Origin of the sequence: Reyranella sp. (genome assembly GCF_965279465.1) — a bacterium.
Classification (GTDB): Bacteria; Pseudomonadota; Alphaproteobacteria; order Reyranellales; family Reyranellaceae; genus Reyranella.
In genome coordinates this window covers 7,725,143-7,748,954 of the sequence record NZ_OZ257242.1, presented here as the reverse complement: position 1 = coordinate 7,748,954, position 23,812 = coordinate 7,725,143, and the positions used below count along the sequence as shown (strand labels likewise).

At 60.9% G+C, this 23,812-nt stretch carries 15 protein-coding genes and 4 pseudogenes; 9 read left to right on the top strand and 10 right to left on the bottom strand.

The window, feature by feature from the left end:
* Positions 1 to 95: 95 nt before the first annotated feature.
* The 7 genes and pseudogenes from ACQY8M_RS37790 to ACQY8M_RS37760 form a co-directional block, all read right to left on the bottom strand.
* A complete protein-coding gene (locus ACQY8M_RS37790; protein WP_428667630.1) occupies positions 96 to 3,077 on the bottom strand; it encodes a TrlF family AAA-like ATPase in 2,982 nt (993 codons plus the stop codon).
* Positions 3,078 to 3,676: 599 nt separating this feature from the next.
* Positions 3,677 to 4,933, bottom strand: coding sequence for a reverse transcriptase domain-containing protein (locus ACQY8M_RS37785; RefSeq protein ID WP_428667628.1), 1,257 nt, complete (start codon positions 4,931 to 4,933; stop codon positions 3,677 to 3,679).
* Between the two features lie 18 nt (positions 4,934 to 4,951).
* On the bottom strand, positions 4,952 to 5,380 hold the full coding sequence (locus ACQY8M_RS37780; protein WP_428667626.1) for a hypothetical protein: 429 nt from the start codon (positions 5,378 to 5,380) through the stop codon (positions 4,952 to 4,954).
* A 112-nt stretch (positions 5,381 to 5,492) separates the two neighbouring features.
* The gene (locus ACQY8M_RS37775; protein WP_428667624.1) at positions 5,493 to 6,047 is read right to left on the bottom strand and encodes a hypothetical protein; all 555 of its coding nucleotides are present in this window, start codon (positions 6,045 to 6,047) and stop codon (positions 5,493 to 5,495) included.
* Between the two features lie 581 nt (positions 6,048 to 6,628).
* Entirely contained in the window at positions 6,629 to 6,826 is a 198-nt protein-coding gene (locus ACQY8M_RS37770; protein WP_428667622.1) for a hypothetical protein, read from the bottom strand.
* Positions 6,827 to 7,125: 299 nt separating this feature from the next.
* Positions 7,126 to 7,521: a hypothetical protein gene (locus ACQY8M_RS37765; RefSeq protein ID WP_428667621.1), complete on the bottom strand. Its 396-nt coding sequence runs from the start codon at positions 7,519 to 7,521 to the stop codon at positions 7,126 to 7,128.
* A gap of 157 nt (positions 7,522 to 7,678) precedes the next feature.
* Positions 7,679 to 8,276, bottom strand: a pseudogene (locus tag ACQY8M_RS37760) (IS66 family transposase); the annotation flags it as partial.
* A gap of 1,032 nt (positions 8,277 to 9,308) precedes the next feature.
* Here ACQY8M_RS37760 and ACQY8M_RS37755 point away from each other — a divergent pair.
* From ACQY8M_RS37755 to ACQY8M_RS37745, 3 genes are read left to right on the top strand one after another with little or no spacing between them, the layout of a single operon-like run.
* The gene (locus tag ACQY8M_RS37755) at positions 9,309 to 12,254 is read left to right on the top strand and encodes a PAS domain-containing protein (RefSeq protein ID WP_428667619.1); all 2,946 of its coding nucleotides are present in this window, start codon (positions 9,309 to 9,311) and stop codon (positions 12,252 to 12,254) included.
* On the top strand, positions 12,251 to 13,882 hold the full coding sequence (locus ACQY8M_RS37750) for a CHAT domain-containing protein (protein ID WP_428667617.1): 1,632 nt from the start codon (positions 12,251 to 12,253) through the stop codon (positions 13,880 to 13,882). Before ACQY8M_RS37755 ends, ACQY8M_RS37750 begins: the two co-directional genes overlap by 4 nt.
* Positions 13,883 to 13,900: 18 nt before the next feature.
* Positions 13,901 to 15,208, top strand: a complete 1,308-nt coding sequence (locus ACQY8M_RS37745) for a hypothetical protein (protein WP_428667615.1) — start codon at positions 13,901 to 13,903, stop codon at positions 15,206 to 15,208.
* Between the two features lie 253 nt (positions 15,209 to 15,461).
* Here ACQY8M_RS37745 and ACQY8M_RS37740 read toward each other — a convergent pair whose 3' ends face one another.
* Complete coding sequence (locus tag ACQY8M_RS37740) at positions 15,462 to 15,788, bottom strand: hypothetical protein (protein WP_428667613.1); 327 nt, start codon at positions 15,786 to 15,788, stop codon at positions 15,462 to 15,464.
* A gap of 67 nt (positions 15,789 to 15,855) precedes the next feature.
* Here ACQY8M_RS37740 and ACQY8M_RS37735 point away from each other — a divergent pair, with 67 nt between their 5' ends.
* Both ACQY8M_RS37735 and ACQY8M_RS37730 read left to right on the top strand, forming a co-directional pair.
* Complete coding sequence (locus ACQY8M_RS37735) at positions 15,856 to 16,560, top strand: recombinase zinc beta ribbon domain-containing protein (protein ID WP_428667611.1); 705 nt, start codon at positions 15,856 to 15,858, stop codon at positions 16,558 to 16,560.
* The gene (locus ACQY8M_RS37730) at positions 16,557 to 16,802 is read left to right on the top strand and encodes a hypothetical protein (RefSeq protein ID WP_428667609.1); all 246 of its coding nucleotides are present in this window, start codon (positions 16,557 to 16,559) and stop codon (positions 16,800 to 16,802) included. The genes ACQY8M_RS37735 and ACQY8M_RS37730 overlap by 4 nt, the downstream gene beginning before the upstream one ends.
* 81 nt (positions 16,803 to 16,883) lie before the next feature.
* Here ACQY8M_RS37730 and ACQY8M_RS37725 read toward each other — a convergent pair.
* Positions 16,884 to 18,128, bottom strand: a pseudogene (locus ACQY8M_RS37725) (IS3 family transposase).
* Positions 18,129 to 18,538: 410 nt separating this feature from the next.
* Between ACQY8M_RS37725 and ACQY8M_RS37720 the strand changes: the two are divergent.
* The 3 genes from ACQY8M_RS37720 to ACQY8M_RS37710 all read left to right on the top strand — a co-directional run bounded on the left by ACQY8M_RS37720 (position 18,539) and on the right by ACQY8M_RS37710 (position 21,655).
* Positions 18,539 to 19,296, top strand: a protein-coding gene (locus tag ACQY8M_RS37720; RefSeq protein WP_428667607.1) for an IS5 family transposase whose coding sequence is annotated in 2 segments (ribosomal slippage) — positions 18,539 to 18,869 and positions 18,869 to 19,296 — 759 coding nt in all. Because the reading frame shifts where the segments join, the coding sequence is not laid out codon by codon here.
* A 641-nt stretch (positions 19,297 to 19,937) separates the two neighbouring features.
* Positions 19,938 to 21,062: a helix-turn-helix transcriptional regulator gene (locus ACQY8M_RS37715; RefSeq protein WP_428667605.1), complete on the top strand. Its 1,125-nt coding sequence runs from the start codon at positions 19,938 to 19,940 to the stop codon at positions 21,060 to 21,062.
* A gap of 215 nt (positions 21,063 to 21,277) precedes the next feature.
* Complete coding sequence (locus tag ACQY8M_RS37710) at positions 21,278 to 21,655, top strand: hypothetical protein (protein ID WP_428667603.1); 378 nt, start codon at positions 21,278 to 21,280, stop codon at positions 21,653 to 21,655.
* Positions 21,656 to 21,952: 297 nt separating this feature from the next.
* On the opposite strand, the pseudogene ACQY8M_RS37705 reads toward ACQY8M_RS37710, so the two are convergent.
* Positions 21,953 to 22,132: pseudogene (locus ACQY8M_RS37705) on the bottom strand (IS3 family transposase); the annotation flags it as partial.
* 713 nt (positions 22,133 to 22,845) lie between these two features.
* Here ACQY8M_RS37705 and ACQY8M_RS37700 point away from each other — a divergent pair.
* A pseudogene (locus ACQY8M_RS37700) lies at positions 22,846 to 23,811 on the top strand (IS5 family transposase).
* Position 23,812 lies beyond the last annotated feature (1 nt).

Below are 23,812 nucleotides of genomic sequence, written 5' to 3'. Positions count from 1 at the left end.
ACGGTGCTAACCAGCGAGCTCGCAGCCGAAGGGCACGATCAACGCCCGTACGAGCGTGCCCGGCTGTAGGGAGTTAACGCCATAAGTGCTCCGCTCTATCCGGCGCGGGCCAACGAGACCCGGAGGCGGCGCGCTCGTTCCTGAAAGGCCTTGTCGCCGCCTTCCAGAATGTCGCACACCGCCTTGCGGATACCGGCCTCCTCGAGGCCACCGGACATATAGGAGATGCGCGGCAAGCTGTGAGCCTCCCTTGGCTCGGCATGCGCGATGATGATCTGATCCGCGTCGGTGTTCACGACCAGGTTGGCATTGTGGGTGACCATTATCACCTGACGCTTGGTCTTCGCCATGAGGAACAGGCCGACCAACTCGTCGAAGACGGACTTGGGATCGAGGTTTTCCTCGGGTTGGTCAATGATCAATGGGCGATCGTCATGGTCGTCGAGCGCGAGGTAAAGAAGCAAGAGTATGATGCCACGGGTGCCGGGTGACAGCTTCCGGATGTCCACGCCATTGTAGTCGATGCTGTACTGAAGACGGATGTGATCGGTGCCGTATAGCCACTTGGCGAAGCGCTTAAGCCAATCGCGGTAGTTTGCCTGTTCGGACTTCGGGACCGGGGCGTTGTCGAGCAGTTCCTTTTGGTTCTTCTCCCGGAACGTTGCCATAGCCGCAGAGACTGCTTTGGCGTCTCCTGCTTCCCAAGCAGCGACGAGTCGATCTTTGGCAAGCTGTTCGAGTGTCCCTTTGCCACGAAAGGCACCCTGTTTACGCAGATCGAGGAGAGCTTCACCGGCTGCGGCCCAGTCGTTCGTCTCGGAACGTCGCGTCACAGCGAAGGACAGACGCGACAAAGTGCTTCCCGCTTCGGAGAGGCGCTGCATGAGGGGGCCATAAAGGTCCCTGAGAGCCGCCTCTTCCGCGAGGATGGCTTCGAAGACACGCTGGTACGTCGTCTCGCGTTCTTGGATCAGTGCTTTAACGCGCTCAAGCGCGCCTTCGCAGTCTTTGTGCTGCTCCTTCAAGCGATCGAGCTGCGAGGATTCTTCGGTGATCCTCTTGGTGATGGCCGCGAAGCGGTCCGCGGTCTGCTTGTCGATGCTGATGATCTTCTGAAGGCGTCCGATCTCGGCTTCGAGCACGGCCAAGGGCAGCCGCTTAAGGTCGGCATCGTCGGCGATGTAAGCGACATTCACGTCCTGATTGACGGGCGGGGGTGTGCCCTTCCAAGAAGTCGTGCTGGTCTGTGCCTCGCCCAAATGCTTGGCGATGGCGGCATTTACATCTCCCTTGTAGTCGCGAAGGAAGGGCGTCCAGTCCTCCGCCGCGAACGCGCTGCTCTGGTGCCTGAGCTTCATCTGCCGAAGGTCTTCAAGTGCCCCTGCGGTGCGGTAGCTCAACACCTCGCCTTGGATGGACTTCACGGATGCCTGTTTGGTCGTGAAGAAGCGGATGTAGCCTTGCACCGTCGAGGAGGCCGCCGTCAGCTCGTTGAGCCGTTCGACGCGCTTCTCACTGCCTTTGGCGACAAGCTTCGCGCGGTCCTTCGTGTAGCCGTCGACGAGTTTGGTCTTTTCCTCGATCTGCTTCTTCAGGCCAGGGACGAGCTTGATCTTCTCTAGCTCTGTCCCGATGTGCTCGGAGATGTTCGCCAGAGTCTCTTCGTCGCGCTCGCGGGCTTCGCGGAAGCCAGCTGTACGGATGTCACGGAGTTCATCGAAGCTCAGGGCACCATTCCGGTCTGCCACCGAATGCGCCTCGAAAATGACGCGCTCGATCTCCGATAGCAGTTCATCGGTCACGCCATCTGCGGAGCAAAGCTCCTCCACGAACTTTTGCGAAAGGTACCGCGCCCGCGGATACTCCGACGGGTCGCACTGGTCAGACCCGTCCAAGGAACGCGCGACGGGTTCGCCTTCGGCCCAGTTGAGCGTCACGCTCGCATTGCCGAGTAGCTCTTGAGCGCGGACCAAGAACGACGCATCCGTGAGATGATCGTCGGTCGCATCGCATCCTTTGGCGATCACATCAGCCAGCGCGGTCTTTCCGGAACCCCTTGGGCCGACGATCGCCACAAGCCCAGAATTCAGGACGATTCTGGGCGTTGCGATCCACGGCGCGTCATCGATGGTCAGACTGGAGATGATCTGCGAGGGCGTGCTGAATGACGGTGGGGTTTCGCCTACGTAGGCACGGCTGGCCGGGTCGATGCAGGCTTGGCGCAACGTGTCGAAGGTCGGCTTGCCTTTGATCCACGAAAAGCGATTGGCCGCCGGCTGCCCGACGCTCGCAGTGTCATGGGCGTCGCTGCCATGCATGCAAGGTTTCAACGCTCCGTAGCGGTTTCGAATGTCGTCGGGTGACGCCGAAGGCCGCATGCCAAGCCAGTACTCCCGCTGCGCGACGCTACTGGCGAAGATCACGTGTGCGAAGCGCTCGACCTCCTGTCTTAGTGTGGCATCTGCTCCCGCGCGAACACCGGACGTGCCATCCGTCTCGCCGCCAGCGATTGCGATGAGGACGTTATCTTTGGCCCAATCGCTCTCGATGAAGACCCTCCGCAATTCGTCGAATGACACCTTGAACTGTTGGGCGCCGAAGGCATGCGCGGGCTTGTCATCCTTGAGGGCCGGATTGGCTTTGCGGCCGAGCCGGATGAGATCGTCGCGATTGCAGTGGTACGTGTCGCCGTGGGCTCGGAAGGTGAGGTTCTGCAGGAACCGCTTGAGCTCGTTCAGAGCGTCGGGAGCCGAGGGATCGACAAGCAAGTGAATGTTGACCCACCTGTCCTTGACTGTGGCCTTGTCGAGGCGCATCTCGATGTTCGGGAAAATGAGCTCGCAGCCGCGCAGTCGACCGGCCTGCTTCTCCGCGACCACTCGTTCATAGAGCTCGGTGCCATAGTAGTCGGTTACGCCGATCGCGCGAATAGAAGGATCTGCACTCTCGAGCCGCTGCAGGTAACCGTTCCAGTCGCCCTTGAACTGGTCATTCAGGGTCGTCCCGGGGCCATGGACATGCGGGTCCCAGCGTTGCCACTGAGAGCCAGAATTACTTGATGATGATTGATCCGGCATCGGCCGCGTCTTAAATTTGGGTGCGCAGATTCGATGTGCGCACCGGCGCGAACGATCGAACTGAAGGCAGGACAATACTTCGCTTGTCGGCCAAAGCCAAGAGGCCGGGGAGACGGGCGTCGCCCGGTTGATGGGCGGTAGATCGATTCAACGCAGAGCGGCAATGTCCGGCGTGTTGGCCGTGGCGCGCGCTCCCTGCCGCCTGTCTTCATGTAGGGAAAGCGCCGTGTCAGCGGCTTTTTTTCGTTGGCCGACGAACCGAAACAAGCGGCGCGATCTTCTTGAGCCTGCCCCTCACGGTCGACATGGGCGGCAATGACTGACCTCGCGAAGTTATCCGGTGCGATCCCCGGCTCAAGCGATGACCCGGCGACGCCGACGAAGCGGCTATAGCCGGTTTCACTGAGGAGGCCTACGCAACGAGCGAAAAGTCGAGCCTAGGCCACGCTGTCAGGTCGAAACCGGGTGCCGGGCCTCGAATTAAAAGTGTTCGGGGCACAGCGTCTTGCAATCGATTGCACAAAAGTTCGTTCGGCAGACCCGTCCTACGACCTGGCCGCCAACGTTGACCACGTGGGTGGGCGGATGAGGACCCCAACTTAGCTTGTCTTGGCGGGCATTGCAGCGCCGCTCTCTAGTTTCGGCCAAACGCGGGCTCGGTAGCTCAGTCGTTGGTACTGCGCTGCCCGTGGGGTCGATTTCCAAAGGGGCCACGCGGGACGCCAGTCCTTGCGCCAATAGGAAATGATGGCCTTGTTGCCTGAGCGGCCACCACCCGCCTTGACGTATCGGCGATGTGCCTCTTCTTCTGCACGTGCATACGACTTGGCGGCCGGGTGCACGTGGAGATGCCCACCATGCTTCGGTGGTTTCCGCACTACACGGTATCCCAAAAAGACAAATCCTGCTTCGATGTGACGGATGTCGCTTTGTCCGATGGCGAGCGGCCCGGCTGGGGTAGACGACAGGGTCGTCTTAAGGGCTTCTAGAACCGCGTTTGCTTCCCCTTTGGTCTTCACCGCCACAGCGACATCGTCCTGGTAGAGTACGAGGTCGGCTGCGAAGGGAAGTTGCGCGAGTACGGGTCCGAGTACGGCGCGCCGCATGATGAGTGAGGAAGCTGCGGAGCCCTGTGGCAAACCCAGCCGGGCCGCTTCATCGGTTACAGGCACGGCACCAGCATTGAGTGAGAGAGCCGGAGCCGTTCTGTGGGGCCTTACCTCCACCTCCACCCCGTTTTCGATGAGCAGGACGTGCCTAGTCACCGGGGCTGGGATGGGGAGCAGGTTGGCCACCATCTTCTTGATTGCGGACCCAAAACAGTTCTTGATATCGGCGGTTACAACATACTGGTAGTCCTCGCTGTCGATCATGAGCTTGAGGTAGGTGATTGCGTTGTCGCGCCCCTTGCCACTCTCCAAGTAATCAAAGTCGAACCTTGGAAGGATGGTATCCAGAACGCAGGCGGCGACGTTGATGAGCGCCCTGCGCTTCCAGTTGAAATCGAGAGTGATCCTCCAGTTGCCGTCGTGCTTTTGTCGCAGCCGCGCCATAACTGCCTCCTTGATCGGACGGAAAGGGTTCAGTGCCGCCGCCCGCTCCTCCACTGCCAATAGGGTAACGGGCTTCAGGCCTTGGAGCCCGTCGCGCATGACGCCGCAAACCTTGAAAGCGTAAGATCTCAAGGCCGCCTTCGCCAACGACCGTACTTTCTTGCCGTCCCCCTTGGCCGCCGCGGATCGCAGTTGCTTGATCCAGGTCGCAGCCTGCTCTGCGTATTCCTTTAATTTCTGGGCCTCTTCGTGAGGCAGACCGTGATAGACGGCCAACTGTGCAATCGAGGCTTTCATGTTCATGGGACGAGTACCTTGCAATCAATTGCAAGGAGAGTCTGGCGCATCGTCCACCGATACGTATTCGGCCTGCGTTTCGTACCAGTACTCCGGCGATTGCTGCCAGAATGGAAGAAATTCTCGCCCGCTGACAATGCCGCTGCAGTTCTGATGCCATAGACCGGTCCAGACCGTCACGAAACAGACATGCGTGGTTCGAACCTCGTATGTCACAAGCAGGTGCTCAACGGAGTAGCCGTGTCCCTTGGGGTTGGGGTACTCGTCCGCGCCGAATTTGACATCCGCGAATGTACCGTTCTCATTGAAGTAGCAGGTGAAATCCGTTTTCCAGCCGTGCGAGATTTGAAGAAAGACCGCTCTCATAGCCGATTCGGTCATGCTCTCAATTGTCATCGCATCGGGCTGGCACTGCTGCTCGGCGATTTCCCATAAGGTCATCTTCTTCTTCATGACTTGCTCCTCCATGAGCGACGAAGTTTGGACAGCGGCCAGCTTCTGCCGGGGCTGGGCTCAAACTAGCGTTGGCGTCTCAGGAAGCGAGGGAAGGATCTACGCCAGATCCTTACTTCTTGGACCCTTTGGCGTAGTTGGGTTGAAGCACCTTGAGGCGCTCGCCGTCTTTTCTAGCCTTCGCGATGATCTGCTCTTTCGAAGGTCCGTGTCCCACCCTGTGATAGAATTTGTCTATCGACACCAGACTAGCGAGGTCGACCTGACGACCTGGTCGTCCGTCAGTGGTGCGCGCGCTCTTCAGCGCGTCGCGCCTCCATTTGGTGACAGCGTCCTCTGAAAGCTGGAAGCACACGGCAACGGTGGCTATTGCCTCAGGCAGGGGCATGCCCCGCACCTTCAGTGCTGAGACGTATGAGACGGCTCGTAACCGCAGTCTCGCTACTTCGGCAGGCTTCACGGACTTGTGTGCTTTTTTCGACGGCCTGAACGCCAACGGGACTTCCCCGTCGTCAAGGTCGTCAAGCCCGTCAAGGAGCGCGCCGAGAATCGGATGTACAGCCTGAGCCAGCTTGCTCGGCCTGTCGAAGAAGGCCGACGACAGCAACGTCAAGACCTGCTCGCGAAGCTGCTGGCGCGCCGACGCAATCGCTTTCTCTGTCGCCATAGATGACATCCTGCTATTAATTGCGCAGGATTGGCCATAGCGAGTTCCGTTAGCTGGTGGTTGGGTTTATGAGGACCAGCTATCGGTCGCGCGGCACAACAGTCGTTACCGGCACGTCAGCGCTCCCGTCTGCCGGGGGACTTGCGCAATTGATTGCAAAGCGGCGGGCGGCTCGGGAGGTCGTCGTCGATGTCCTCGACACGTATGGCGGGCCAAACTTTGCAATCGGTTGCAAGGGCAAGGAGCCGACACTTGGAGTCCAAGCCCTCGAGAGGGGCCGCAACCTGCCTATCTGCCTGGCTTTCCTGCGGTTCCAATTGCTAGTAGACCACTTGATGCTGACGCGTCCGTCCGGCCTAAGAGGACTCCGTCAGTTCGCCCGCATCACGATCAGGAGCGCCTCGGGCGGCGCTCCTGCAATACTGCACCGTCGACGGATTCGCCACGTATGAATGCGGCCAGAACTTGCAATTGATTGCAAAGTAGCACCCCAAGCAGCGAGGCGAGGGGCAGGAGGCTAGAAATGCGCCACGATTCGAAGTGGCGCATCCCTGCTGTTCTGGATGGGTGCGAGCAGTCGCCTAGCGCGTTAGGTTTTGGGCGCGGTATTCGTCGATTGCGGCGTCGTACTCCGCTCTGTCATCAGCTGACAGATTCTTGTATCCGGCCTCGTCCAGCAGGAAACCCGTTCGCTCGTATGCATAGATGAGTTCTGGCGATATGCCGACAGAGCGCATAAGCGCGACCATATCGCGCTTAATTTTCTTGGACCTGCTCATGGTCCGACCTGCCCGTCGGACCGCCGCCTGATTGCCAGCTCCCGGGGAGCGTCCAAGAGCAGTCGCAGCTTCCTTGTCGCTGGGTCCGGGCCGAGTCCCACCCAGATGTCGGGCGCCACCTCCGTTAGGTCCTTGCTGGTTATCGGGATTTTCGTGCCGTCGTTGCGTATGAGTGTCGCACGGGTGCGGCTGTCAACGGACAGCACGGCTATCCAATAAGCGGCAATGTCCACGACATCGCCAATTTTCACGCCAAGGGCAAGGGCCACGTCGCCCTCCATTTGTTGATTGTTGAGGGGCTAGATCTGTTCGGGAAGTGGCGGCACCGGCAGCCCGGCGGAGACCCGGCTGCTGCGATCCAGGCTCAGCGCTTCCGCGTCGATGCGGGCGCGAATCTGGTCATAGACTTGAGAACGCAGGACGCCAACGGTCAGGAGTTGGCCCACCGGAACCCAGTACGGCTGGTTGGTTGGCAGAGCAAAGGAACGGTTCTTATCGGACCGAGGCACAGCCAATAGCGACAGGCCGAAGTCGAGACAGGGGCTGCCGGCTCGCTCCGCGTGAGACCGCGCATCATAGTATGGCCAAGACGGGGTATAGGTGTAGTCGACCCGGGCTGTACGAATCACCCGTTCGTCAAACGCTCGGATGGTAAGTTTGAATTCGATTGATTCGGAGAATGGTGGCGTAGACATTTCAACCTCCTAAGTGGTTGAAACAACGATGACTTTAACCGCAGGAGATGCAATAGGGAGTTGCTTAGCGCTGCGATTATTACGATTTCTTACGTATGCGTCCGGCGGAGGCCGCGGTATCAACAGTTGATGGCGTGAGCCGGATCTGACGGGGGATTCAGGCGGCCGCTCGTCGCTGCTGCTGCTGTTGCAGCAGTTTCCAGTTCCAGGGCAGCAGCCCGGCGATGCGCCTGGCCGAGTGATCCTGCAGCCGCGCCAGCACATCGGTCAGCCAGGGCTGCGGGTCGACGCCGTTGAGCTTGGCGGTCTCGATCAGCGTATAGATGGCCGCGGTGCGCCGGCCGCCGGCGTCGGAGCCGGCGAAGGTTCGGTTGTTGCGGCCGACGGCGATGCAGCGCAGTGCCCGCTCGGCGGCGTTGTTGGTCATGCACAGACAGCCATCGTCGAGGAAGCGAATGAGAGCGTTCCGGACGTTGAGGCTGTAGGCGATTGCCTTGGCAACCTGGTTGTTGGGCGAGAGCTTGGGGTGCTGCTCTCGCAGCCAGGCGCCCAGCGCCCAGCGCCTCGACGCGCGGCTGGCTGCGTTCGTGGCGGACGTCGCGATGCTCGTCGGGCGGCAGGCCGTTGATCTCTCGTTCGAGAGCGAACAGGGCATCGATGCGGGCCTCCGCCTCGATGGCGATCGGCGCCTTGTTGAGCCGGGCCAGGTCGAAGAACTTGCGCCGCGCAGGGGCCCAGCACGCCGCCTCGACGATCTCGAACATACGATCCACGACAGAACGATCCTTTGTGGCGTCGAGGCACGTATACGATGGCGCCCGTTGTGCATCAGATTTCTGCTTGATCGTAACGATGAACTGAGAAAGGCGCGAACCAGATCGACCGACGAAGCACCAGCTCCGGGAATGCGATGTACGTCCCCCACGAGCCGCGTCTCGCGGTCAAATGCGTAGCTCACGACCGCCGGCATGCCCGCGTAATCGATCGAGAGCGCCGGGTCGAGCGCCGCGATCACGCACTGCACGTTGGCCAGGCGAATGATTGAAGTGATACCGCGCGGTTCAGACGGTAAGGAAGACGGCGTCTACATAATTGTTCGTCCTCTTGGTGACCTGCTCCTGCACGCTGTCGTACTCTGTCCTATTGAAAGCGAAGTTCTCGGGCAGCAGTGCCGCACGTAGCAGATCCGGGTCGAACATGCTCGTTGCAGGTGCCGAGAACTCTGCCAAGTACTCGCGGGCGCTTGCTGCGGCGCTTAATGCTCCGCCGCGGAGGCCGGCGTTACTCTATGCCGCGAGCCGGTGTCCCTTTCCAAGCCAGACCTGGCCCGCCGGGAACGCCGTTGGTGCAGGCTTCACCCTAGTTGTCGACCTTGAACATCTCCGCCGAGCATACTCAACCGCCCGCCCAGTCTGCCATAGACGGGCGGCGCACGCGCAAGCCACCGGAGCCGCCGCAACACCGTCAGAATCGCGGAGCCGGCGAAAAATGCACGGCAGCGCACGGCAATCCCCGCGACCGGGTAGCCACCGACATCGACAGTACCGAAGGGTCCTTTGTCTACTGATACCAGACGTCGCGGAGCTTACCCTAATCGTCTACCACCAATAGTAGTGGGCGATCCAACCGCCAGTTTTAGTCGAAGAACCAAAAATAGGATTGACACATTCTCCACGCTAAACTCTACTGACGGTTGATTAAACCTACGTACTACTTTTCACATACTTATTTAGGGCGATGATTTGGTCATTCGCTCTTTGCAGGACTTCATCGAAGCCGGGGGGCCGATGACCGACCAAACTGCAACTCAGGCAAGCGCGACGGCTGAACTGCGGTCCGTCCCGGTGGTGGCCTTTGCACCCGATCTTATCGACAAGTTGCTGGAGCAACGTTGTCGTGACGTCATCGCGAGGCTTCGCGGTCGCACGTCCGGGCTGCGATCCGCCGTACAGCCGCTTCTCGATGTACAGCAGCGGTTCCTGGAAGACGGCCGGGCCGGTACTATGAACCCCGAAGACGTGCAGGCGGCACTGCTGACGATCCAAGACCGGCTGCTCGCGACCTTGGCTGTCCGCTACGACGCCCTTGATGGCGCGGCCAGGGAAAGCGAGCTGCCCTTTGCCGAAATCGATCACACGGGCCGTATCGTCTATGCCAACGAGGCGATGGCCAAGCACATACCGCAGCCATTCGGTCGTAACTTCATCTCACTTTTCGGCCCGCGCGCGCCGGACATCGCCGGCGCCATTAAACGCGAAGAATGCGCGAGCCTGCGTGTCGAATTGGACTGCGATGGCCTTCCGCATCAGTTCCGAGCGGAGATCGGCCCGCTGCGCGACCAGGACGGAGAGCCGGGCGCCTATGCTTTGCTACTCGGGTTGCGTGCAGAGGAACTCAGGCTGGATGCGGCACTCGACGGGATCATACGGGCCGACATGATCGGCAAGATCACCTTTGCCAACAGCAAGGCCCTGGACTTGCTGCAACTGATGCGCGAAGAGGTGTTGGGGACCGACCTCGGCCGATGGCTCGCACCACGCGCCGTAAGCCACGGAGAACCGATCACGCGGCGGATCGCCCGCTGGCTGCGCGCCAAGGAGGCGACTGCCGACAGTGACCTCGTTCTGAAGGGCGTGGGACCGTCCCATCCGATCAATCTGGCCGTGGTGCCTTCCTACGACGGGCCGGAGCAGCGGTCCGGCATACTGATGACGTTCCGCGACGCCACTGAGGATTTAGCCCGGGAGGCGCTGCGACGGCTCTTGGTCTGCGAAAAGGATCCTTACACGGTGATCCGCGAGGCCATCCGCATCATTGGTCGCGTCATCCCTTGCGACATGGCAACATTCGCGACGTACTCGGATGACGGTAAGCTTTGTCGGGCGCAACTGGTCGAACCGCCGCCCAGCTGGCATTGGGGCACGCGCTGGTTCGACGTTACATCTGAGGGACAGAATTGGCTAAATGGGGATCAGACTTGGAGCGACGATCTCCCCGCCATGGTCCGTGTATTGGCGCCCGACCAGGCGAGCGATCCCGTCGTGCGGTCAGTCAATGAAGACGGTCTCAACAAGCTGGTGCTCCTGCCGATTCGCGGCGCCGGTGGTGCCGTCCGCTGCACGCTCAGCCTGCTCTCCAGGGAGCGAACATACGGGGCCGAGGACTTGCGCATCCTCCGCGACCTCGGGCTTGAGGAACTCTTTCTGGCAGCCCAGGCCTCGATGGAGCGGCAGCGGGACACGTGCATCCAGGAACTAAAGAAGGAACTGAACGAAGCCCAGACGACACGCGCCCTGGCAAAGAAGCTGGCCAGGGGCGTCGTCAGATGCTTCGGCTGGGAGTATGCGGGGGTGTTCCGAATCGACCGCAAGGCCGGCGAATTCGAGCTGCTTGAGCAGATCGACAGCTCGACCGACCATAAATTGAACGTCGAGAATAAATACCGGCAGAAACTGAGCGATGGCATGCTCGGTCACTGCTATCGTCAAGAAAAGGTCTTGGTGTTGTCGCGCGTCGCCGCCGATGGTCACAAGTTGAACTTCATGAAGACAGCCGAGGCCCAGGAGTCGGCAATGACGGTGCCGCTCCGTGTCAACGGTCGCATCGAACTGATTCTAGATCTGGAAGCAACCCAGGAAAATGCCTTCGCCGGACCCGACAAACAGCTAGCCGAAGCGCTTGTTGCGGAGTGCGAACGGATCTTAGAGAACCGCTGGCACGAAGCGATTGGAACCTCCCTTATGGAGGCGATCGACCAGGCTGCGATCATCGTCGACGGTGTAGGCACCATTCGGAGCATGAACGGGACCGCGCGGCGACTTGTTGACGAGGCAAGAGGCGTCCCTCTCAAAAAGTTCGGCGCCGCGGAGCAAGACCAGCGCGTCCTCGCCGACGGCGTCGTAGGCGGCCCGACGCGCATCGTGCTGAGCCCCGGCGCCGGCGTCCGCGTTCCGACGTTAGCTACCCAGCAACCGCTGCACGACGACTACGGGCACCGGCTGTGGCTGTTCAGCAATCTCAATGAGCTGCAACTGGAACGTGACCAGCACTATCTCGAACAGACGGTCAGCGAGGTTGCCCGGCAAACGCGTGCTCCGCTGATGATCGCCGACGGATTGTTGCGGGGCGCTGCCGGTTTGTTGCGCAATCGAGGCCTCGTCGAAAACTGCGCTGATCTTCTGGACAGGGCGGCGAACCAGCTCCTCAAGGCCGACCTGACGTACGACCGGCTTTCAGATTCGCTCACCGCGCGCACCGAACCGGCGGAGGCGCCCAAACCCTTCGAGGTCATCGGACTGTTGCGACAGACGATTGAGCGACTGCCACACGACGACGCCGCGATCATCGATCCAGACCTGCCCGAGGGCCGCGGATTCGTCGTCGAAGGCTGGCCAGAGCGGCTTGGTTACGCCCTGCGTTCGCTGCTCGGTTTCCTGCTGCTTTCCGGCGCAAATGGGCGCATTGCCGTCAAAGCAGCCATCGTCGAGGGCGTCGGCCTTCGTATAGAGATGAGGAGCCATCGCACCGAAGCGACGTCGGCCCTGACGCCGTCAGGCGACGTTGATCCGATCGCCAAGAGCCAGGAACATGCGAGACGGACGGCCGCCGTCGCTCCCGACGCTGTAGAAGGCGCAATTCGCCTACATGGCGGCACCCTTGAGATGCCGGATCCGGAGCAAGCGGAAGCGCTATTCGTCGTCAGGCTACCCTCGACATCGGAGTCTATTCGATGACCGCGCAAATACGTATTGCTACTGCCAGCAAGGACCTGTTCGACTCTCTGCGTCTGGGGTTGGCTCGGGCCGGGATCGGTATCGAAATAAGTGCCGAGCGCTTGCCGAATGCGCAGGCGGCGCTTGAATGGCTTGAGGATGGAATGCAGAGTCTGCTGGTACTGGACAGCTGGCTGCCCGCGGCGAACGGCGGCGATGAAGATCGGAGCAGCGCGATGCATGCCACGCGCCTGCTGCACGAACTGCGTCGCAGAGGTGTCAAGACTCCGATCCTAGTGATCATGCAGAGCTTTGACGAGGATCTGGAACGAGAGTGCAATCCAGACAACCGCGCCATCGCGCTCCCGCTCGACAAGCTGCAGACCTATCAGGCCAAGGTCCTAAAGCCATTCATGGCAATGCTCATGGGGCGCCAGGACAATGGCGCGGAAGGCAGTTCGGCAATATCTGGCACGTTCCGCGTTATCGAAGTCGACTTCCGCCAAGATCGTTCGGTCTGCTCGCTCGGGTTCGACGACAAGCCGGACGACCTGATCGAATGGAAACACACTAGGTCTCTGCACGAGATCAAGATGGCCGCTAATATATTCTCGCCGCCGAACGCCTATGACGAGCGCGGCTGGATCGGAAAGGTCCGGCTGGGCGGCGAAGCGGTGTTCGGTCGCCACGTCATACGCGCGATCGGAACGGGTCTGTTTCAGCATATAGAACAGGCCGGAGGCCTCAGTCAGTTGTCCTTCCGCTACGTCATCACGGATCCAACGCTCTATCCTGCGCCGTTCGAGGGCAGCGTGCGCGGCCGCGACGACGGCCAAGACGGCCTCTTCGTGTTGTTGAATGCGCCCTTGGTGCGGCGACTGCCTCGCCCTCAGGTTATCCGTGTCTCGCGCCATCGCACGGCGCAGCTGCCGCCCAAGGTGCGCGTCTTGTTCATCCGTTCTCAGATGTCCGAGCATCCCGACGGCTCGACCGTGTCAGACGAACTCGTCGTTCAGGATGGGACACAGACCAATGGTCTCGCGTTCAGCCGTCTCGACAGCATCGACCACGAGCTCAAGGACATGGAGACTTTAGCGGCCGAGGTGGGACCGGAGCGCATGGTACTCGAGCCGCTCAACCTTTCGGACTTCCAGACGGAAGACGGGGGCGTGCGCGCGTGCCTGCGGAGCAAGCTTACCAGCGAGAAATACGATCTGGTGCACTATGCCGGTCATGCCTGGAGCAGTGGATTCGGTGGTCGCGAGGCAAACTTGCTCGTATTGCCGGGTGCCACGCTGGGCAAGGCTGTCGGTTTTCCGATCGACGAGTTGGCCGAGCTGGCAGCGGAGGCGGAGGCGAGGTTCGTCTACCTATCGGCCTGCCGCGGAACCACGACGCGCAGCATGCAAAGCTTCGTGGCGCAGGGCATCCCACATGCGCTGGGCTTCCGTTGCAATGTCGAGGATGTTCGCGCTGCGGCCTTCGCCAAGGCGTTTTACCGCAGCCTGTTCAAGACGAAGTCGCTCTGCCAGTCTTTTCGTGAGGCTTGCGCCTCGGCTCGAAGGGAGCTTGAGACGGAAGAAGATAGCCCGATCTGGGTCACCCCCATCATGCTCGCACAGTCATCGGATTGGGCGATGCGGCACTGACGCAATAGGGAAGCGCCAATGACGACATGGCAGCGGTTTAAGCAGACGGTCGACAACTGGATCAGCCATCCCAATCAACGGCCGTACGTCGGCTCGGTGCAAGCTCAGCCGGGTGACAAGACCGTTGCGATTGGCAAGACTTTCGCGCCGGAGGCGAGCTATTTCAGCGTTCGCCTGGTCGAGATGGGACTAGCCGAGGGCGGCAAGTTCTTCACCTCGTTCTTGCCGTTGGGTGTCTGCCTGACCGAGTATACGGTCGGCGATGAGAGACAGCGCCGGCCCCTGGTCCTTAGCAACGACCTCATAGCGGGCCAGCTCAAAGACAGCGGCACCAAGCCAGGCTACATAGAATACACGAACATGTATGCCGTGCGCTGCGCGCCGGTGAAGGCTGACAACTTATCGCTTTTTGTCGGCCTGTTCCGCATGCCATACGATGACTTGGCCAAGCAGGTGCTGCAAATCGCATCTGACCTGACTCACCAGGTCGGGGGGGAAGGCAATCCAGCGACTGCGGCAGTGGGTGCCGGGATGCGGATCGCCGAGAAGGTATATGACGGCGTCTCTGGATTGTTTGGGTTGAAGGGCATTACACCACTCTTCGGCTTCGCCGACGGTAGCGCGCTCGTCGACAGCCGCTACCTACTGGTGTCAGGCCCGCCCGCCAATGCCATTGACAGCAAGCGGCTGCTTGTCGTCGACAACCAGCTTCATCTGGATGGAAAGCGTGCAACGGGCTTCGATTACTGCCTGGTGGCGATAGAGCACACCGCCAGCCGCTTGCCGCAAGGCGCCGACACAATCAATCCACTGACCGGTCTCGCCTTCCATCGCCGCTGGCGCGAAATCGGCCAATTACTCGCCGCTAAGAATGTCGGCGAAGCGGAAGCGCGGCTCGCGCAACTGCGCGCCGAGGTGATTGTTTCGCCCGAACTGACAGAGGATGACCGGCTGATTGCCATCGCGGCCTATGATACCGGATTCGAAAAGCTTCGCCGGGTCCTGATACCGGTTAATAGTGGATCTACGTCACGAGGCGACCGCGGCACAACGTCGTCCGCCTCCTTGCTGAGCACAGAAGCAAGACAGCGAACGAAAGCCGGGCAGCAGATCACTGGGGATGTACTGTCGCAGATGGCGACGCGACTGTTGCTCACGAGCGATACAACAACCAACAACGACCCAATACAGGCAGCTGAGGCGGTATTCGCGACTGAAGCTATCGCCTTGCGCAAGGGCTTGGGTCGGATCGACCATCGGGGCAAAGCCCATGTCGCAGCCGCGGTGGCCGAAGCAATTTCCGGTGCAGTTGGCCGCCACGGCTAATCCTGCCTTAGGGAAGGTCTGAACAAGTCATCATGGCAAGGATTGGGTTTTGAGGGCACTCGACCGACGAAGACATAAACCGCAATTTCCTTGGGTTTTCCGTCGGCGAAAACCGCTCGAACGGCATGGGAACACGCATGTGACGGCGGGCTGGTGACTTATTCAGACCATCCCTAGCGTGCTCGTTCTCTATTGGATTGATTAAATTATTCAATCTTGATGCCGGCAGCGGTGATGATCTCGCGCCGCTTGGCTATATCAGCCGGTATGATCGCAGCGAATTCATCCGGCCTATCACCGACACGTCGACCCCCTGTTCCTTGAGTTGGTTGGGCACTTCACACTTACACAGAATACGCACGATCTCGCCATTCAACTTTTCGATCACCGGCTTAAGTGTGCCAACCGGTGCGAGCAACCCATTCCAGCCCAGCACGCTGCGTCCTTGGCCCAGTTCGAGCGCGAGGTGATCGGCGAGCGCATCCGCGATAAGGTCGCGGCCTCGCGCAGGCGCGGCATGTGGATGGGTGGCTTCGTGCCGATGGGCTACCGGGTCCAGGACCGCAAGCTGGTCATTCATGAACCGGAGGCCGCGGTCATTCGCATGATCTTCGAGCGCTTCCTGAAGATTGGCTCGGCGACCACGCTTGCTCGACAGCTCAGGGTCGAAAACGGTCTGCAGTCACCGTGGCCGCGTCATCGACAAGGGCGGGCTCTACCGAATCCTGCGCAATCGCGCGTACATCGGCCTCGCCGTCCACAAGGGCGTCGCATATCCCGGCGAGCACGCGCCGATCATCAATCAGTCCCTCTGGGACAAGGCGCAGTCAATCCTGCGCGAGAGCCCGAGGACGCGGGCGTGCCGCACGCGGGCTTCCACGCCAGCTTTGCTGAAAGGCCTCCTGTTCGGTCCGAGTGGCCGCGCCATGAGCCCGACCCACGCCCGCCGCGGCGGCAAGCTCTACCGTTATTACGTCTGTCAGGCAGCGCTGAAGGGCGAGATCTCTGACGCTGAGATACGGCGCGTATCGGCCGGGGCCGTCGAGGCCGCGGTCATTCATCAGCTGAGAGCGCTGCTCAAGTCGCCAGAGATTGTCATGGCCACGTGGCGCGGGGCGAACGCACAAGGTGTCGAACTGCCGGAAGCGACGGTACGCGAAGCGCTGGAGCACCTCGACCCACTGTGGAACGAGCTGTTCCCCGCCGAGCAAGCCCGCATCGTACAGCTGTTGGTCCAGAGAGTAGACCTCAAGCCTGATGGGCTGGAGCTGCGTCTCCGGACGCAAGAAGGTCTGGGACATGTCGTCCAAGAGCTCGGCGCCATCGGTGACGGGCTCCGAAGGGCTGCGTGAGGCCCGCCCGCGATTCCGGCGTCGTCACCATCAAGGTGCCGTTCGCCGTCCGCAAGCGCGGCGGTCGCAAGCTGGTCCTGGCGCCCGACGGCGCGCCCGTTCCGCCCGCCGCACCGCACGTTGACAGCACATTGGTGAAGGCCATCGCTCGCGCGTTTCGGTGGCAGAAGATGCTCGAGACTGGGCGGTTCGCCACGATCAACGAGATCGCCAGAGCGGAGAAGATCAATTCATCCTATTGAAGTGGACCCCGTGGCGAGGACCACTGGAAGGGCTTCGTTAGTTGGAGGTGAGGCTGCTCAGGTTTCTTTCTCTTGAGCCCTTCAAGCTATCATCTTCTTCGGTTGTTGTGGCTGTGGGCATGTGGGCAACGCGCCAGCGTTGTCCAAGCGCAGCGTCATGTCCACAGCCTTGCCGTCGAGGCCGCCAGTAACGCCGGCCCGCCATACCGCCATCGGCGTGCGATGGCCCAGCGCCATGTGCGGACGTTGCGTGTTGTAAAAGGCGATCCAGGATGCGATCCCGGCCTTGGCCTCGCGCCCGTCGGCGTAGCCCTTGAGATAGACATCCTCATACTTCAGCGACCGCCACAGCCGCTCGATGAAGACGTTGTCCATCCACCTTCCGCGGCCATCCATCGAGATGAGCACACCAGCCCCGATCAACACTTCCGTGAAGGCCGCCGAGGTGAACTGACTGCCTTGGTCTGTGTTGAAGAGCTCCGGCCCGCCGAAACGCGCCAGCGCCTCCTTGAGCGCCTCGATGCAGAAGCGGCTGTCCATGGTATTGCTCAGCCGCCAACTCAGCACCGCCCGGCTCGCCCAGTCGATGACCGCCACCAGATACAGGTAGCCCCGGCCGATCGGCAGGTACGTGATGTCGGTTGCCCAGACCTGGTTCGGCCGGTCGACCGTCAACCCGCGTAGCAGGTAGGGGTAGATCTTGTGCCCCGGTGACGGACGCGTCGTACGCGGGCGCGGACCCAGGGCGGCGATCCCCATGCGCCGCATCAGCCGCTGGGCCCGCTTGCGATTGATCGAGTGACCTTCGTCGCGCAGCATTCGGGCCAGCCGACGTGAACCCAGGAACGGCCACTGCGTGAACAGCTCGTCCAGCCGGCGCATCATGCCGAGATCGTTGTCGTTGGCCGGCTGGCGCTGTCGATAGACGCCCGAGCGCGCCAGCCCGAGCAACTGGCACTGCCGGCGGACCGACAGATCCTCGTGGTCTCGGTCGAGCCGGGCTCGGCGGTCCGGGACGCTCATCTTCCGGACCTCCGTGCTAAAAAATCCCGCTCCACGATCAGCTCGCCGATTCGCGTGGGGTCACCCCCGCGCTGTGGCATGCAACCGCTCGATCTCGCGCTCGTGTTCGGCCGGCGCGGACCCGCCACCGTCGAAGGCACGCGCCGCCTGGTCCTGCAGCTGCTTCTTCAACGCGTAGATCTGGTTCGGGTGGACCTGGTAGCGCTGCGCCAGGTCGGCGACCGTCGCTTGCTCTCGCAACGCTTCCAGCGCGATCTTCGCCTTCAGCGCCCCATCAAGCTTACGTCTCGTTCTCTTCGTCATCGTCTGCTCCGTCTATACGGAACAGCCCAGAGCTCCAACTAGCACTCTGGTCCCCAAAACTGGGTCCACTTCACCGTGGGCGTTCGAGACAGTGTCGCCAGCCGGATCGCACCGCCAAGTGTTTTTTGGCTGCGGAAGTAGCGCAGTTCGTAATTGGCATTCTCGCGAAACCGAGCAATATAGTCGTCGGCGATTCCACGAAGGCTCATTTACACCACGCCCTCATCAGTCTGCGGAATATTAGGGCCTGTCCTCAATTAGGAGAGGAATGCGTGTAATAATAGAATCTTCACGTTGCGGAATTTGAATCGATCTTGCGTTGTTGGCGTCGATGCTGCTTTTCCGCAGGGCCGACCTACCCAAGACCTGTGGAAACTGATTGCTGACAGTTGGCTGCCGGGAGCTGACTGATGCGTCGTTACGCCCTTCGCGATGACCAATGGGACAGGATCAAGGACATCCTGCCGGGACGGGCGGGTCATGTCGGGGTGACCGCCAAGGACAATCGCCTGTTCGTCGATGCCGTGATCTATCGCTATCGAGCTGGCGTTCCATGGCGCGACCTGCCGGAGCGCTTCGGCCCTTGGAAGGCGGTTCATACGCGGTTCAGCCGATGGGCCAGGAGCGGCGTGTGGCGCAGGATGTTCGAGCTTCTGGCGGCCGACGCGGACAACGAATACGCCATGATCGACAGCACCATCGTGCGCGCTCATCAGCATAGTGCCGGCGCCCAAAAAAAGACGGCGAAGATCAAGCGATCGGCCGAAGCAAAGGCGGATTGAGCACCAAGATCCACACCTTGGTCGATGCGCTGGGCAATCCCATCGGCTTCTTCCTGACCCCAGGCCAAGCCCATGATCTACAGGGCGCGGACGCCCTGCTGCCTCACATGCAAGCCGATACCCTGCTCGCCGACAAAGCCTTCGATGCCGACCAGCGCGTCATCGAGCCTCTCGAGGCAGCCGGCAAGACCTGCGTCATCCCGTCAAAAAGCAACCGCAGAAAACCTCGCCCCTTCGACAAAGAGATCTACAAGGCACGACATCTCATCGAAAACTTCTACTGCAGCCTCAAGCGCTTCCGCGCCATCGCTACTCGATACGACAAGACTGCCGTCAATTTTCTCGCCGCAATCCACCTCGCTGCCGCCATCACTTGGCTCAATTGAGGACACGCCCTATATAAATACACTAAACGTGCAGTTCCCGCGGGTCCAGGTGCAATAGTCGTCCCGCATGCGCGGCGGACGAAAGCTGGTCTCGGCACCCGACGGTCCGCCATCCCCGGCCGCACCGTACGTTGGCAGCACCCCGCTCAAGGACATCGCTGGAACTTTCCGTCGGCAGACGATGATCGAGAGTGGCGGACATGCGACGATCAAGGATATCGCCCATTCGGAGAAGATCAACCCCTCCTGTGTCAGCAGGGTGCACAGGTTGACGCTGCTGGCCAGCGACAGTGGAGGCGATCCTGGACGGGCGTGCAGATGCTGGACCGACACGCGCGGGAGGCAATGAAGGTGTTTCCCGTGAGTGGGCGCTTCAGCGGCGCCGCGGCGTCGGCCTTTGATGGCGGTTGTCCCGCCAACCAGGTTGAGTTGGCGTCGCAGCGCCCTGTTTAGCTTCCGCCTAGAGGGCGGCTGCACGCGACGAGGTTGCCTGCCATAGTAGCCGACGGTATCAATTGAGCCATGAGTCGCGTGGCATCACCCGAAAGGATGATGACAGGGCAGAGTTGACGAGGTTAAGAAAAAGCGCGTTCACGCGCTCCGCATCTGCTTACAAGCCTGCCTTCCTAAAGGAATTGCCGATGACCGGCGACTTCGAAGCGCTTGTCGATCGAATCTACGATACGGCAGCCAGTCCAGCCTCGTGGGGCTCGACCCTGACCGAGATTTCCGACGCGCTATCCAGCGCCAGCAGCGTCCTTTGCGGCATCTCCGTTCCAGAGCAAAGAGTCACGTGGAGCCATCTTGGACGCTACGATCCGGCTTCCGCGCGAATTTTTTGCGACCATCACTTCAACAATCCCTTGATGAAAGTGGTTCCTCAGCGGCCTGTGGGCGAGATCGTCATTCCAGATGAAGTCTTATCCGTCGATCATCTAAGAAAGAGCGCCTTCTGGGGCGAGGTGCTGCAGCCGTACGACATCGCGCACCTTGCCGTGATCCCGGTATCGAGGCGGTCCGATAGCTTTGCCGCCTTCAATATTTTCCGTACGCCTGCGCAGGGGCCGTTCACTGCGCATGATCGTTCGGCGTTTGAGCGGCTGACGCCGCATCTGCGGCGCGCCATGCAGCTTCAGTTGCGAGTCGAAGGCTATCAACACCTTGTGGAGGGCACCTTGTCCGCGCTCGACCAGTTGGCCGTCGGCATCCTTATTCTTACAAATTCTGCCAGCGTCGCGTACGCAAACCGTAAGGCACGGGAGATGCACGCCGAGGGCGGCCCGATCCTCCTGCACGACGGCACAGTGGTCGCGCGATCGGCTGGGCGTTCGGCGCAGTTGCGTCGTTTGATTTCCGATTCTCTGTGCGGAGGCGCCGGCGGCGCCGTGCCGCTCAGCGAGAGCGACACACGGAAATCGGCTGTCGCGGTCGTTGCCCCTTTGCGGGGCCGCTCGGTCCACGCCTTGCGCGCCGAGGGGATGCCAACCGTCGGCGCGGTCATCTTCGTGAGTGCCGGCAGCGCTTCCGATGTGGCGCCGACTATACTGACGCAACTCTACGGCTTTACGCCTGCGGAAACCCGGGTCGCCCTGCACATCGCGCGCGGAGAGTCCGTTGCGGCAATCGCCAGCGCGCTCGGCCTCAGCGTCAATACGGTCAAGACCCACACTCGCCGGATATTCGACAAGGCCGGCGTCAGGCGTCAGGCGGAATTCTGCCGAACATTGTCGGGGCTTCAGCTCCTGGACGTTCGAAGCACAGCCTGACGCCATAGGAGTGAAGCGAATTTCAATTGAAGAAGCGGACAAGCCGTCTTCGTCGGATTCCTCGCAAGCTCTCTCCATCGAATCGCGGCATATCCCAAAGAAAGCCGGCGTTATCACCCATTGGGATGACGCCATCGGCAACCGCCGGACGTACCCTCGGGCCGTCGCTCAGGCACTACGAGCGACCTCTATGATGGACACGTGCGGAGGACAGTATGACGCTTGCCGCAATCGCCTATTTTTTGTTTACTTTTTTCAACAGTGTTCGGGTTGTCTCCTATCTGCCGCAGATTCACCGCGTCGCTCGCGATACTCAAGGGGCGTCGTGCATCTCCTATCTGACTTGGATGATGTGGAGTGCGGCAAACGCATCGACAAGCCTTTACGCCTTTGTCGGTGTGGGCGATATCATGCTAGGCCTCGTCAATCTTCTGAACACGGTTTGCTGTCTGACGGTCATTGGGCTCGCAACGTTCAAGCGCCACCAGTTCCGACGATCCTGCGAGCGATGGCCTAAAGTCGATCCATGCCTTTCAGCTCCCCAGATGCCAAATCTCAAGCTTGAGGTCGGGCCGTCGCGTCGATCATTGTAATTCTCGGAGTTGTTTTTGAACCCGTTAGCGAAGCCTGGACATGCCCCGTTTTCGTGGAGGGGTTGGATCTTGGGATCAGGTTATCTGATTTGACGTCGTGTTGTCCTCCATTGTGCTGTTCCTTTGTTCGGCTTGCGCGGCGCCCGTTCCTTCGTCCCGGCCCGCGCGCTGCATCGGCCGTCGCGCGCAGTGGCTGTCAAGGACGCGCCGCTTGGCGCGCCCGCAGGGCTTGTCCTTGACGGCCGCGAGCACGGCGGCAGGCTCACTCGCGCCGGGAGACGCCGTTCTGTTGTTGTGCTGCCGCTCGAAGTCGTTGGGCGACAGGTAGCCGAGCGCCGAGTGGCGGCGCCGCGGGTTGTAGAATCCTTCGATGAAGCCGAAGACCGCGAGGCGGGCCTCGGCCTGCGTCGTGAAGCGGCTGCGGGCGATCAGCTCGCATTCCAGCGTGGCGAAGAAGCTCTCCGCCATCGCGTTGTCGCGGACGCGTCATCGACGGCCTCTCATGGATCTTGCGCAACCGCGTGTACAGCGGGCTCGCCGTTCACAAGGGTGTCGCCTAAGGCACGGAGCGATTTCGCCGATGTACCGAATGCCTTCACCTTGACAGCATTTGCCATGTTGCGGTTCGATGGTGGGCTTGAGGTTTATTGCGACGACCAACTCGTTAACTCTTGTGGAGCATTTCGTGATGAGGACATATGCATGCCTATCGATTGCTTTCGGCGCAATTGGCATTGCGACCGCCGTCCTTGCGCAGACCGCGCCGGCCACCTTCCAGGGTGATCCCGACGTCTATAAAGTGATCTACGAGGACCAAAACTTCCGCATCATTGAGTCAACACGTAGGGTGGGCGTGCGAGACAAGCCGCACGGGCATCCGTTGCCCTCGGTTGTTTACAATTTGACGGATTGCCAATCTAGGCAGTACGCAGCTGACGGCAAAACTAGGGACAACGCGGCTAAAGCTGGCTCCGTAACCGCTATCCCTATTATTGGGTCGCATGCAGCGGAGAATACCGGCGGTATTGACTGCCGCCAACTGTTCATAGAACGCAAATAACGCGCATCCGTAAAACTGCCGCGCCGCCTTTGCGTCGCGCCCGATCTAACACCTAGGGAAACTCTGAACAAGTAGCGTCGATCGACCATTGGCGGTATACGAATTGGTGTACGAACCAGAGGTTGATGACGTGAAGCAGCAGAGCTTTTCGGACGTCGAATACGTCGGCAAGAAGAAGCAGACCCGCCGCGAGGTGTTTCTGGCGGAGATGGACCGCGCGGTGCCGTGGGCGAAGCTGGAGGCATTGATCGCGCCGCACTACCCGAAGGCGGGCAGCGGCCGCCGGCCGTACCCGCTGTCGGCGATGCTGCGCATTCACTGCCTGCAGCAATGGTACGCTCTGAGCGATCCTGCTGTGGAGGAGGAGCTGTACGAGATCGCCTCGATGCGGCGCTTCGCGGGTCTGTCGCTGTCGCACGGCTCGGTGCCGGACGAGACGACGATCCTGAACTTCCGTCACCTTCTTGAGCGGCACGATCTGTCGGCTGCCATCTTCGAGGCTGTGAACAAGCACCTGCAGGGCGCCGGCCTGCTGCTGCGGCAGGGCACGATCGTGGACGCCACGATCATCGCGGCGCCGAGCTCGACGAAGAACAGCACGGGCAAGCGCGATCCGGAGATGCATCAGACGAAGAAGGGCAATCAGTGGTACTTCGGCATGTAAGCCCACATCGGCGCGGACGCCGACAGCGGGCTGGTGCACAGCGTGATCGGGACGGCGGTCAACGTCGGCGACGTGACACAGGCCGATGCCCTGCTCCACGGCCAGGAAGAAGAAGCGTTCGGCGATGCCGGCTACACCGGCGTCGAGAACCGTCCCGAGGCCCGGCCCGGCGTGGTCTGGCGGGTGGCGATGAAGGCCGGCAAGCGAGGCGCGCTCGGCAGCTCGGTTCTGGGCCGGATACTGGAAAGGCTCGAGCACTTGAAGGCCTCTGTCCGGGCCCGCGTCGAGCATCCCTTCCGGGTGCTCAAGCGCCAGTTCGGTTACGTCAAGGTGCGCTACCGTGGCCTGGCCAAGAACACTGCCCAACTGCACTTGCTGTTTGCCTTGACCAACATCTGGATGGCGCGTCGCAAGCTGCTGCCTGCAGGATAGC

Excerpts from the sequence above, each read along its gene's own strand:
- ACQY8M_RS37790 (WP_428667630.1), bottom strand. The coding sequence starts at position 3,077 with ATGCCGGATCAATCATCATCAAGTAATTCTGGCTCTCAGTGGCAACGC.
- ACQY8M_RS37785 (WP_428667628.1), bottom strand. The coding sequence starts at position 4,933 with ATGAACATGAAAGCCTCGATTGCACAGTTGGCCGTCTATCACGGTCTG.
- ACQY8M_RS37780 (WP_428667626.1), bottom strand. The coding sequence starts at position 5,380 with ATGAAGAAGAAGATGACCTTATGGGAAATCGCCGAGCAGCAGTGCCAG.
- ACQY8M_RS37775 (WP_428667624.1), bottom strand. The coding sequence starts at position 6,047 with ATGGCGACAGAGAAAGCGATTGCGTCGGCGCGCCAGCAGCTTCGCGAG.
- ACQY8M_RS37770 (WP_428667622.1), bottom strand. The coding sequence starts at position 6,826 with ATGAGCAGGTCCAAGAAAATTAAGCGCGATATGGTCGCGCTTATGCGC.
- ACQY8M_RS37765 (WP_428667621.1), bottom strand. The coding sequence starts at position 7,521 with ATGTCTACGCCACCATTCTCCGAATCAATCGAATTCAAACTTACCATC.
- ACQY8M_RS37755 (WP_428667619.1), top strand. The coding sequence starts at position 9,309 with ATGACCGACCAAACTGCAACTCAGGCAAGCGCGACGGCTGAACTGCGG.
- ACQY8M_RS37750 (WP_428667617.1), top strand. The coding sequence starts at position 12,251 with ATGACCGCGCAAATACGTATTGCTACTGCCAGCAAGGACCTGTTCGAC.
- ACQY8M_RS37745 (WP_428667615.1), top strand. The coding sequence starts at position 13,901 with ATGACGACATGGCAGCGGTTTAAGCAGACGGTCGACAACTGGATCAGC.
- ACQY8M_RS37740 (WP_428667613.1), bottom strand. The coding sequence starts at position 15,788 with ATGAATGACCAGCTTGCGGTCCTGGACCCGGTAGCCCATCGGCACGAA.
- ACQY8M_RS37715 (WP_428667605.1), top strand. The coding sequence starts at position 19,938 with ATGACCGGCGACTTCGAAGCGCTTGTCGATCGAATCTACGATACGGCA.
- ACQY8M_RS37710 (WP_428667603.1), top strand. The coding sequence starts at position 21,278 with ATGACGCTTGCCGCAATCGCCTATTTTTTGTTTACTTTTTTCAACAGT.